10 protein-coding genes and 2 pseudogenes are annotated in these 10,248 nt (G+C 58.3%); 5 read left to right on the top strand and 7 right to left on the bottom strand.

All coding sequences use genetic code 11. The annotated features are described in order from the left end of the window. Positions 1-122: 122 nt before the first annotated feature. The 4 genes and pseudogenes from G9463_RS24175 to G9463_RS22515 all read right to left on the bottom strand — a co-directional run. A pseudogene (locus G9463_RS24175) lies at positions 123-245 on the bottom strand (twin-arginine translocation signal domain-containing protein); the annotation flags it as partial. 73 nt (positions 246-318) lie between these two features. Continuing rightward, entirely contained in the window at positions 319-648 is a 330-nt protein-coding gene (locus tag G9463_RS22525; RefSeq protein WP_004965794.1) for a hypothetical protein, read from the bottom strand. Between the two features lie 107 nt (positions 649-755). Further along, positions 756-1,091, bottom strand: a complete 336-nt coding sequence (locus G9463_RS22520) for a hypothetical protein (RefSeq protein ID WP_165897889.1) — start codon at positions 1,089-1,091, stop codon at positions 756-758. A gap of 117 nt (positions 1,092-1,208) precedes the next feature. Next, entirely contained in the window at positions 1,209-2,315 is a 1,107-nt protein-coding gene (locus G9463_RS22515; RefSeq protein ID WP_165897888.1) for a hypothetical protein, read from the bottom strand. An 85-nt stretch (positions 2,316-2,400) separates the two neighbouring features. On the opposite strand from G9463_RS22515, the gene G9463_RS22510 reads away from it, so the two are divergent. Continuing rightward, complete coding sequence (locus G9463_RS22510; protein WP_165897887.1) at positions 2,401-3,075, top strand: ribonuclease HI family protein; 675 nt, start codon at positions 2,401-2,403, stop codon at positions 3,073-3,075. A 121-nt stretch (positions 3,076-3,196) separates the two neighbouring features. Further along, positions 3,197-4,267, top strand: coding sequence for an NAD(P)/FAD-dependent oxidoreductase (locus G9463_RS22505; protein WP_004965787.1), 1,071 nt, complete (start codon positions 3,197-3,199; stop codon positions 4,265-4,267). 163 nt (positions 4,268-4,430) lie between these two features. On the opposite strand, the gene G9463_RS22500 is transcribed toward G9463_RS22505, so the two are convergent. Next, the gene (locus tag G9463_RS22500) at positions 4,431-4,829 is read right to left on the bottom strand and encodes a transcriptional regulator (protein ID WP_165897886.1); all 399 of its coding nucleotides are present in this window, start codon (positions 4,827-4,829) and stop codon (positions 4,431-4,433) included. A 461-nt stretch (positions 4,830-5,290) separates the two neighbouring features. Here G9463_RS22500 and G9463_RS22495 point away from each other — a divergent pair, with 461 nt between their 5' ends. Beyond that, entirely contained in the window at positions 5,291-6,646 is a 1,356-nt protein-coding gene (locus tag G9463_RS22495; protein ID WP_011222562.1) for a sulfatase, read from the top strand. A 120-nt stretch (positions 6,647-6,766) separates the two neighbouring features. After that, positions 6,767-7,201, top strand: coding sequence for a universal stress protein (locus G9463_RS22490; protein WP_007188487.1), 435 nt, complete (start codon positions 6,767-6,769; stop codon positions 7,199-7,201). Between the two features lie 71 nt (positions 7,202-7,272). On the opposite strand, the gene G9463_RS22485 is transcribed toward G9463_RS22490, so the two are convergent. Further along, positions 7,273-9,186 (bottom strand): methyl-accepting chemotaxis protein, encoded by a 1,914-nt coding sequence (locus G9463_RS22485; RefSeq protein ID WP_165897885.1) that lies wholly within the window; start codon positions 9,184-9,186, stop codon positions 7,273-7,275. 701 nt (positions 9,187-9,887) lie between these two features. Here G9463_RS22485 and G9463_RS22480 point away from each other — a divergent pair. Next, entirely contained in the window at positions 9,888-10,085 is a 198-nt protein-coding gene (locus tag G9463_RS22480) for a heavy-metal-associated domain-containing protein (RefSeq protein WP_004965780.1), read from the top strand. A 66-nt stretch (positions 10,086-10,151) separates the two neighbouring features. Here G9463_RS22480 and G9463_RS22475 read toward each other — a convergent pair. Further along, a pseudogene (locus G9463_RS22475) lies at positions 10,152-10,248 on the bottom strand (IS5/IS1182 family transposase); the annotation flags it as partial.

The following is a 10,248-nucleotide window of genomic DNA, read 5'->3' as shown; positions in this document are numbered from 1 at the left end:
GAGCAATCGGCACAATCTCACCAGTGAAGCGGGAGATTTGTGTCATAGGCAACCGAATCATCCCGCTTCAACTCCTTTGATTTAGCGACCTATCCCGACGCCGTCTAGTGATTCAACAGAGCCGTCTGTATAGAATCCGTGGCTGTATCGCCGTCCCCTTGTTGGTTGTCACTGGGGGCACTACAGCCCGCGAGTGTCCCTGCGACCGTGAGCCCGCTCGCAGCAAGGAAGGTCCGTCTGTCCATCGTGGCCACAGCTACGGTCTCAGTGCTGTTAACTGCGGTCCCAACTGCGGACAGTCCGCTGCAATCATGCGCTTTAGGACCGGGCGTGTTCGACGGCGTCCTTGGCGGTATCGCCGACGTACTCGTAGAACTGTCCGCGCAGGCTGTCGCTGTGCTGTGACATCTGCGTGATGACTGCGACGTGGTCGCTTTCGATGGCGAACACGATGTCAAGCGGTAGTCCGTAAAACTCACCCCGCAGTGTAAATTCGTTGTCCGGGTACAGGTCGTCGTGGTTCGGTGACGCGCGTCGGCACACGTACCCAGTGTGGTCCCGCAGTACGGTCTTGAGTTGTCCTGGCGTGAGATATCGGTCGGCTTTCTCTGCAGCGGTGTGACTTACTTCGATTCGGTCGACGGTCATCAGATATCTATCCGGTAGGCAGCGACGGCTTATTTGGGCTCCCATCCGTCGCGTCCAGTCATTGGAGCAAGCAACGCGGCAACCGCTGGGTAGCTGTACGGTATCTGCTACTCGAGTTTTCCACGCCACCGAAGCGAATTGTTGTTCAGTTCGGCGACTGCGGACCGTCCCTCGTCGAGCATCCGGTCGGCGATGTCGATAGCTAGCGTGAGTTCCGCCACAGAGAGGTGTTCGTACGCCGGCCGCCCGTTGACGTGGTCGTACCACTCGTCTTCAAACACGGTATCCAAGACGACGCGGCTGAAACAGTGGTCTCGGTGAATTGGCCAGTCCCCGCTCGCCCGTGCTCGCGCCGGGAGGGTTTCAGTGACCTTCCGTAGATACGTCTCCCGAAGCGACGCAATGTCGACACCAGTGAGCGTCGTCTGACCCATGCAGGACATATGGTTCTCCGGGAGAATAACACTGTTCGTGCGGGAGAGCAGACAGTACGATTGTCGTCGCTAATATAACTGGAGGCGAGGCCAACGCGACCGGACAAGTGCGTCACAGCTAGTGCATCACTCACTGGAATTGTACGGCTGTACATCACCGTCGACTTCCGAGACGCGGCGGTGAAGGTCACGTGCTGTTGCCTGTGACACCTCCACACGAACATAAATCGCATCGTCGTATTCAGTTGCGTGCACGGTCGCTTCCCCGTGTAAGTCCGACACAAGCGCATGTGCGGCGTCACTGTAGGGGAGTTTGACCGCGAACTCCGATGTTTCGAGCAGTGTGTCGAGCGCGTCGCGGGCCGCGGACTCGGTGTCGGATGGCAGGGTTCGGCACCGGACATCGAACTCCTCAGCAACCGCGGTGAGCAGAGTCTCACAGTCCTTACCGACGCCCAGCACGCACGTGGCCTGTTCAATTGCCGCTGTCAAGCCGGGGAGGGCGTTCTGCAGCCAGTCCGGGACACCGTGGCTGCCGAGGATTCCGGGCGTATCGGTCACCGCCAGCGTATGCGGCCCGACTGTCGCCGTCGCAGTCGTCGGCTGGGCCGGTCGGCCAACAGTAGCGGTTGCAGTTGTTTCAGTGAGGGCAGCCCAGATGGGGGTCGTCGGAGCGCTAACCCGACCGAGCAGCATTATCCGGCCGTCGACGGACGAGTAGCTGGTCTGGACCCGCTGGCGGGCCGCTGTTCGTCGCTTTTCGAGTGTGTCCCGTAGCTCCTGTATCCGTTCGTCATGCGCTGTGACAGAGCCACTTGTCCCGGATGGGCCCTGTTCCGCTGCGTCGCGTTGCTCGGCGGCGGCCGCGCGGCGGGCAATCCGAGCCTGCTGGAGTTCCAGACACGTCGCTGCAACAGGGTTCGCTTCGCCAAGCCACTCCCAGACTGCGGCACGCTTATCTCGAACCGTGACCGGCGAAAGTCGCGTCTGCAAATCAACGCTCTGTCCCGGGTGCATCTCACCGTCAACAACCACAGTCGCGGGCCCGTCGTCGGAGTCGGAACAGCGTTGTTCGACGGCTTCGACAGTTGCAGGCGAAAGGTAGTACTGGTTGTCCTCCGGGCGGTCGGTGACGAACGTGGTAACCGGTCCGTCGCTGTGTGGCGAAACAATCGCAGACAGCCCCTGCGTGAGCTGTCCGGACTGGCTCACGAGTAGCGTTGGCGCAGTCATCACCCAATAGCCGTAGTATGTGTTCGGCCGTTTTGGGCCTGTCGCGGCGAAGTGTCTTTTACTCGCCCGCAGTTACACTCTACTGATGGACCGTCACGATCAGCCGGCAGGTGACAGAGAGCGTCTGCCAGCCGAGACGCTCTCGCCGCTGGCAACACGGGTCGACGAGCTGCTTGCGCTGTATCGCTACGAGCTCACCCCCGCTATCGATGGGATCAATGCTGCCGTTGCCGGCTACGGCGGCCTGTTCGACCCGGAAACGTCTGCTGCTGAGATACGGACCGCAATCGATGATCTCCTCGAATCCAGCCCACCCCCGACACAGCAAGAAACGACCGACGACGCCGCGTCACGAGTTGTCCTCTATGTGGACGGCAGCGCACACAGTAACGGCCCAGCTGGTGCTGGTGCTGTGATTCAGGCGGACGAGACACCGATTGCCCGGCTCGGACGACCGGTCGGCTCCCGGACAAACAACAACGTCGCCGAATACGCTGCCCTCCACCTTGGACTGCAGGCGCTGGCGACACGGTGTGACCCGGAATCGGTTGAGATACGCATCGATTCGATGACCGTTATCAATCATATCTGGGGTGACAGTGAGAGCACCGTGAAGGCGACGCCGTACAGCACCGCAATCACGGACCATCTGTCGGCACTGCCTACCCACGAGTGGACGCATCTGGCCGACAGTGACCCGAATCCGGCTGATGCACAGGCGACGGTCGGGGCCGACATCGCAGCCCTTGGCCCGGGGTGAGAGAGGACTGCCAGCGAACCGGTCGTTCGCGTCACTCATAGCGTGGCTCACCAGCGTCAGATTGCTGTGTCGGTCGCCGCCGTTCTGCTGTTTTTATTCCTTGAGCACGTACACTACGGTAATGTATACTGACGGGCAGTACGATTACGACGTGGCCGTTGTCGGCGGCGGGCCTGCCGGACTGACGAGCGCACTATACACCTCCCGGCTGGGGATGGACACGATTGTTATCAACCGCGGTGGGGGCCGCGCTGCGATGATGACAGACACGCACAACGTCATCGGCGTGACCGAGGATGTCTCAGGGAACGAATTCCTGGAGACAGCGCGCGAACAGGTGCAGGACTACGGCGGAACCTACGAGCGGGGCTTTGTCGAGTCAGTGGACCCACTCGCCGACGAGGAGGACGGCTTCACGGTGACGACAAGCGACGGCGAACTGGCGGTCAAGCGAGTCGTGCTGGCGACCGGGTTCGCCGATGAGCGCCCGGACCCGCCGCTGCCACGGACCGGCAAGGGGCTGCACTGGTGTCTCCACTGTGACGCGTTCATGTTTGTCGGTGAGCCGGTGTTCGTCATGGGGACCGGCGAAGCCGCGGCCCACGTCGCGATGATTATGCTGAACTACACCGACGACGTTGACATCCTGACCCGCGGCGAAACGCCGGAGTGGAGCGACGAGACGCAGACGATGCTCGACAATCACCCGGTCGAGATCGTCGAAACGGAACTCTCCGGGAAGCAGACCGACGACGACGGCTGGCTATCCGCCTACGAATTCGAGGACGGAAGCGTTCGGGAGTACAAGGGTGGCTTCCCGATGCTGGGGTCAGACTACCACGCAGAACTGGCCGATGAACTGGGGCTCGATAGAAACGACGACGGGACGGTGGCCGTCGACGACCACGGCGAGACCAGTGTCTCCGGTGTCTACGCTGTCGGAGACCTGACGCCGGGCCACAACCAGATCCCGATCGCCATGGGTGAGGGCGCAGACGCGGGTATTGCGATCCACAAAGACCTCAGGAAGTACCCGCGTTCAGTCGACGACATCGAGTCCGAGGGAGCGGTCGAAGATGTGGAGGTGCCCGCTGTCTCGGAGGAGCTGTTCGCCACGGCGCTGACCCACGAGGGGCATGCTGCCGGGCCACGGTCGGAGGAAGCGCCAGAGGCCCGCGCTGACGACGACTGACACCCCAGAGAACAAACGCCCGGCTGTTCAACATCGCTGATGAGCGGGGTAGAGATACGGAGAACTGGTCGCCGTTTTATCGAGGCTACACACAACAAATAGCTGTCGAGAACTTCAACCGGAGCCGCGACAAGACAACCGGGTATCGGCTCCGGGAAGCAACCTATTCGTCTTCGGTTTCGCGCTGTCGATAGGGTTCAAGCAAGTCGTCAAGCAGCAAGCAACGAGGGTCAGTGACGGGGTAGGCAGTGTCGATGTACTCCTCTGCCGTCTCGATATCACCGCGAATAGCGAACTGCCGGACGCGCGCAGCGTTCTCGTAGAAGTTCTCGTTGATCTCCGGCGACATCTCGGCCCGACTGGAAACCGCCTGGTGTTGAAAGACCTCTTTCTGGAGTTCGTCGAAATCAACCATCTCCGGTTCGTAGTCCTCGATTTCCGAAAGGACGTACTCAACGGCGAACCGCTGAAACTCGGACTTGTTCGAGAAGACACCCCCTTCTACCATCTCCTCGACGCAGTCCATCACCGCTTCGGGGAACCGGACCGTTGACTTGACCACGTATTACTCATCAGACTGTCGACCCATATAAAATATACTCCCGTGGGGTCTGGCACACTGTGTCTTGGCTCTACTGAAGCCCTACTTTTCAAATAGAAAACAGGCAGAAACAGTCGGTCAGTAAGGGGCGCAGTCTCGACGCAGTACTGGACGATTGGGAGACAAAACTAGTACTTGCTGCAGATTGTAACAGAGCCTGTGTGTCGGGTTTCTGTCATAGTCCCAGACGTGACCCGTTGCCTCGAAATGGTGGGAAAATCGTAGCCGGTGTGCAACGGTAGCAAGAGTTGACTCTGGCGCTTACTGACAGAAGAGTTCTCCGCCGGCAACCGTCGAATAACCGACTGGCTCTCCGGGCATTCGATGTGATTCCCAGACGTATCGATATGACAGCCAGTCTGTCGTGAAAGAGAACGGTTACAGAACATACTTTTGCCGTGAAGACCTCCTAAAGCCTGACAATGGGTCGGCCAAACGTGTTACTCGTCGTTCTTGACTGTGTACGCGCGGCGAACACTTCGCTGTTAGGTCATCGGCGCAAGACCACACCCTTCCTCGAAGAGTTTGGTCGTGAGGCGACGGTGTACACGCAGGCACGAACGACCGCGAGCTGGTCGCTGCCGGCCCATACGAGCCTATTTACCGGTGTTCCGTCCGAGGGTCATAAACTCCAGATAACCGAACGGCTGCAACCCGGCCAGACCATCTTTGATTTCCTCGATGGGGAGGGCTACGAGACCGGCGTGTTCACCGAGAACCCGTATCTCACGGTTCACCCGTCCGGGCTCAGTGACAGCTTCGAGACCGTCGTGACGGAACGGCCCGATTCGACGGACGTTGACGACCCATCCGAGACCCGCAACGGTGTCGACGGGTTCTGGTACGCTGACAGGCTGACAGAGTGGATCGACGAGCAAACGGAGTCCTGGGCTGCGTGCCTGAATCTGATGGATGCGCATATGCCGTACGCAACGCGGGATGCCTACGATGAGTGGGGGGCGGACTTTTACTGGGCAATGCATGACGAACTCCCGATCAAGTGGGAGTGGAGTGTCTATGGGGAGCAACTCCCGGCGGGCGTCGGACAACTGCTTGAGCCGCTGTACGACGGCGCGATTCGCCAGACTGACGCCATTCTGGAGCAGGTCATTGGTGCTCTGGAGGCACGTGGTGTTTTAGACGATACGCTCGTGGTCATCACGTCGGACCACGGTGATGGGTTCGGAGAGCCGCCACAGGCCGCCACAGAGCCACCGGCCGTCATGCACGGGATGGGCACGCAGGAGGAACTGTTTCACGTCCCACTGGTCGTCCGCGGACCGGGGCAGACCGGGGGACGGCGAATCGAGTCCCTGGCGACGTTGGCACAGTTTCCCGACGCTGTGCTGGCTGCCTTTGACGGCGAAGCAGACGACTCCGGGTGGTTCGTCGCACCCGATGGGCAAACAACTGCATATCAGGCACCACCGACCGGGCAGACAGCGGAGTACGCCGAACAGTACACTGACGAACCGGACCGATTCCGACAGTCTGCATCACTGGTGTATCGTGATGGGCCCGGCGACACCGTATACAAGCGCGCAGCGTGGGGGGATGATGAGTACGAAGCGGTCGTGCGGGGCCGGCGGTCCGAGTCGAGCGACGACACACCTATTGACCGCCCGCCATCGGACGTTGTCGCTGACTCCGCAGAGCACAGTGAGACGCTCGAAATCACCCAACTCGCCGCCGGGGAGGATGAAATGGCAGAATACGACATCGATGGCTTTGAGGACATAGATCTCCAGTCACGGCTGGAGCGACTCGGCTATCTCTAAAACGGTGCTAATCAGGCCGAAACCGAGCATCGTCCGCCACACTCGTCCTCTAGCTGTCGTATTTGCGATGCCTGAACAGAATCGAAAGGGATGTTTGTCGCAACTTGATTTGTACGAACGATGTATAGCGATATTCTCGTTCCAACGGATGGGAGTGCGTCAATGGAGCAGGTACTGGAACACACGATCGATATTGCCGACGGGCGGGATGTCACCGTCCACGCGCTGTATGTCATCGACGACCGGGCGTTCTTGTCGATGGATGACGAGATGCAGGACGAGGTGCTTGAGAACCTGCGAGCGGAGGGCGAAGAAGCCACGTCGGCAGTCCGGGACACACTGGAACAGGACGGAATCGAAGTCTCGACAGCGACCCAGCGGGGCAAACCGGCAGACAACATTGTGTCGTACGTTGAAGACGCCGATATTGATCTGATTACGATGGGAACGCAGGCAGACAAATATGAACAGAATATGCTCGGGAGCACGGCACAGAAGGTCGTCACGAAGTCGTCCGTTCCAGTCCTCACTGTTGGCGTTTCCGAGTCGGAGTAAGCGCGCGGTTCGTCAGTGGTCGCAGGCTGCGGTAGTTGATGTAGGCGGAAACTAGAAATTCGGGTCCCTAATTACTGTGACTGAGCGACATCGGTTCTGACGCTGAACGACCCGACCAGCGTTTCGAGCTGTTGTGCCTGGTCGGACAGCGACTCCATCCGATTGCTCACTTCGTTGATCGAAGCAGTTTGTTCTTCGACTGTCGCGGACACAGATTCAGTTTCGTCTGCCGACTCGACACTAATATCCGCAACCTCGTCGATCATCGACACGACACCTTCACTGGTCGCTGCTTGGCTATCAGTCGTGTCGCTAATTTCTTGGACACCAGTATCGGTTTCCGCGGCGTTCTCAGCAACCCGTTCGAACGCAGTAACGGACCGCTCAACGGCTTCGATCTCTTTTTCCACTAGCTCACTCGCCCGTTCAACCTGACTGACGACAGTGCCGGTCTGGGCCTGAATGTTCTCGATTCGGGTTCGGATGTTCCCCGCAGATTCCTGGGTCTCGTCGGCCAGTGTCTTGACCTCGTCAGCCACAACAGCGAAGCCGTCGCCTGCATCTCCAGTCCCGGAGTTCCCAGCGCGGGCCGCTTCGATGTTCGCGTTCAGCGCCAACATATTCGTCTGTTCGGCAATATCGGAGATGAAATCAACAATTGTCGCGATCTCTGCCATCTGGTCGTCAAGTTCGGTTACTGTCTCCACCGTTTCGTCGATAGACGCCTTGACATCTTTCGCATCAGTTAGCGTGTCTTCGGCGAGTGACTGCCCATCAGTCGCGATTGTTGCGGTTTCGGCAGAAGTCTGTGCGACTTCATCAGCTGACGCCGCGATTTCTTCGACCGCCGCTGAGAAATTCGAGACTTCGGCGCTCGCCTCTTCAACCATTTCCCGCTGTTCATCAGCGCCGGCAGCGATCTGCTGGATGGAGCCGCTCACACCGTCGCTCGCTGTCGCGACTTCCTGCAACGCTGAGTCCGACTCCGTGACCTGTCTATCGACGGCAGCAGCGAACGACTGAATCTCACCGAGCGTCGCTTCGAGTTCGTCCGCCATACCGTTGAACGCAACGCCGATTTCAGCCATCGAGTCGTTCATACTGTCCGAATCAACACGCGTTGTGAAGTCGCCGTCAGCCATGTCCTCCATTGCGTCTTTGTACGTCTGGGCCTTCAGTTCGAGATGGCTGTTGAGCGCAGCGACCTCTTCACGCTCTTGCTCGGCCTCGTCTCTAAGGCGTTGGGCTTCCTCGCGCTGCTGTTCAATTTCGGCTCGCTCTTCTTCCAGGTTATCGATCTTATTCGCCCGTTCGCGGGCACGCTCAATCTCTGTCTGTGCCTTTTGTCGGGACTTTTCGATGGAACTCAGGTGGATCGTCAGTGAGATAGCCAGCATTGCGACGAACCCGCCGTGGACAGCGCCCCAGGCGATGGGGTTCAGCTGCGCCGCCGTGTGGTTGTAGACTGACGTGGGATCGATGATGCCGAAGATGATGTGGCTCGCGACAACGTATCCAATGCCGATGCCGAACGGAATCCAATCTTCATAGATGGCGGCGATACCGATTGCGATGAAGAAGTGGAAGTGTGCCTCGATGTACCCGCCGCTGAAGTGTACAAGCGTGCCGGTACAGAACGCGAGTCCCGTGACCGCTAGCACAGTTCGCACTCGACGGCTGAGTTGCGGTAGGGCTGCGGCGAACGCAAACCCAGCAATAAGGCCAATCTGAAGCAGCACCCGTCCGGTTGGTATCGAGGGGATGGTTGCGCCAATGATTGGGCTCTGCGTCGTCTCAACGAGCCCGAGGGCCAGTAAAAACGGAATGTGCGACAGAACTGTGATTATGAAATATTTGTGGCGGCGCTGCCACGTCTCGTCAGGAATTGAACTTCCATCCGGGATGGTCGAGAGGAACCCACCATCGCCGCCGGTGGTGTCCTGACTTCCAATGTTTCCAGCACTTGTCATGTTACCATTTGCCATATCTCTTAAAAACGCTCAGAAATTATATTACTGTTCATGAGATTATCAAATTTGATTAGTACACGCTGGATAGTGCAAAGATATACACTATTATTCAATATGATTCGTTCACTATTTGCGCTGTTGTCATGCGGTCAGGTATGCGCTAAGGGTCAACAGCTACGACAGGCGACCGTGTGTATTCACTGGGAGACAGTTATCACACTTTGTTGCTTGAACTGGACGGCAGCGACTGCAAGCACAGTGCTGCGGTAGCGACCCTTGAAAACGCAGGTCTTGGTTTACTCACAACAACACCAAAGTCTGCACATGACAGCCTCTCTGTCAATAAGGGAAGACACACTGACCGCAGTTCGGGTCAAACGAAAGGTGGGTTGCTGGGGGTGGGGTGGGAGAAACGGTATGCAACCCACCGTGGGAGTCGCCATCCACGACGACAGGTTCTGTGCTCCGGTACGTCAGTAGCCTAGAGGAGACACACTGACTGTAGGGCCGGGTAGCAGAACCCACGTGCAATGTTACCAAGCAAGTAAAAAGCTCTTGTGACTCTCAGTTACAACACAAACAGTTCCGTCCAGATTCTGCCGCTCCTGAACAAAGTTTTTGAAGGTCTGAATTATCGTTTGCCTGAAACTATTTGCTAGTGTTTTGGTAGTTACTTCGTAATCGAAAAGTTCCATGCCGTCCTTATTTAAATCACTATGTCCACGACACTGACCGTCGAAGGGATGAGTTGCGGTCACTGTGAGCAGACCGTCGAGGAGGCCATCGAGGCCCTTGACGGTGTCAAAGACGCTGAAGCCGACAGAGACGCCGAGCAGGTGTCTGTCGACGGCGATGTCAGCACGGAACAACTCATCGCCGCTGTGGAGGATGCGGGGTATGACGCGGGGACCTGAGACAGCCAGTGGTGAATAGTGTAGTTGTTGTTGATACTGCCGTGTTGAATAGATGCTGAGTCACGGTTAGAGTGGTTCACAGAGCGGTTCTATGTTCGAGATGGCGAACATCAGGACAATCTCACGGAACTGTCGATACCAGCCGAGCGCTCGCACGGCGTCG

The organism is Haloarcula sp. JP-Z28, from assembly GCF_011440255.1.
GTDB classification, from domain to species: domain Archaea; phylum Halobacteriota; class Halobacteria; order Halobacteriales; family Haloarculaceae; genus Haloarcula; species Haloarcula marismortui.
The sequence above is the reverse complement of the archived record's forward strand: the minus strand, read 5'-3'. Positions and strand labels throughout refer to the sequence as shown.

Bases quoted from the DNA above. Each gene is read 5' to 3' on its own strand.
- G9463_RS22495 (WP_011222562.1), top strand. From the start codon at position 5,291: ATGGGTCGGCCAAACGTGTTACTCGTCGTTCTTGACTGTGTACGCGCG.
- G9463_RS22510 (WP_165897887.1), top strand. From the start codon at position 2,401: ATGGACCGTCACGATCAGCCGGCAGGTGACAGAGAGCGTCTGCCAGCC.
- G9463_RS22520 (WP_165897889.1), bottom strand. From the start codon at position 1,091: ATGTCCTGCATGGGTCAGACGACGCTCACTGGTGTCGACATTGCGTCG.
- G9463_RS22490 (WP_007188487.1), top strand. From the start codon at position 6,767: ATGTATAGCGATATTCTCGTTCCAACGGATGGGAGTGCGTCAATGGAG.
- G9463_RS22525 (WP_004965794.1), bottom strand. From the start codon at position 648: ATGACCGTCGACCGAATCGAAGTAAGTCACACCGCTGCAGAGAAAGCC.
- G9463_RS22480 (WP_004965780.1), top strand. From the start codon at position 9,888: ATGTCCACGACACTGACCGTCGAAGGGATGAGTTGCGGTCACTGTGAG.
- G9463_RS22505 (WP_004965787.1), top strand. From the start codon at position 3,197: ATGTATACTGACGGGCAGTACGATTACGACGTGGCCGTTGTCGGCGGC.
- G9463_RS22485 (WP_165897885.1), bottom strand. From the start codon at position 9,186: ATGGCAAATGGTAACATGACAAGTGCTGGAAACATTGGAAGTCAGGAC.
- G9463_RS22515 (WP_165897888.1), bottom strand. From the start codon at position 2,315: ATGACTGCGCCAACGCTACTCGTGAGCCAGTCCGGACAGCTCACGCAG.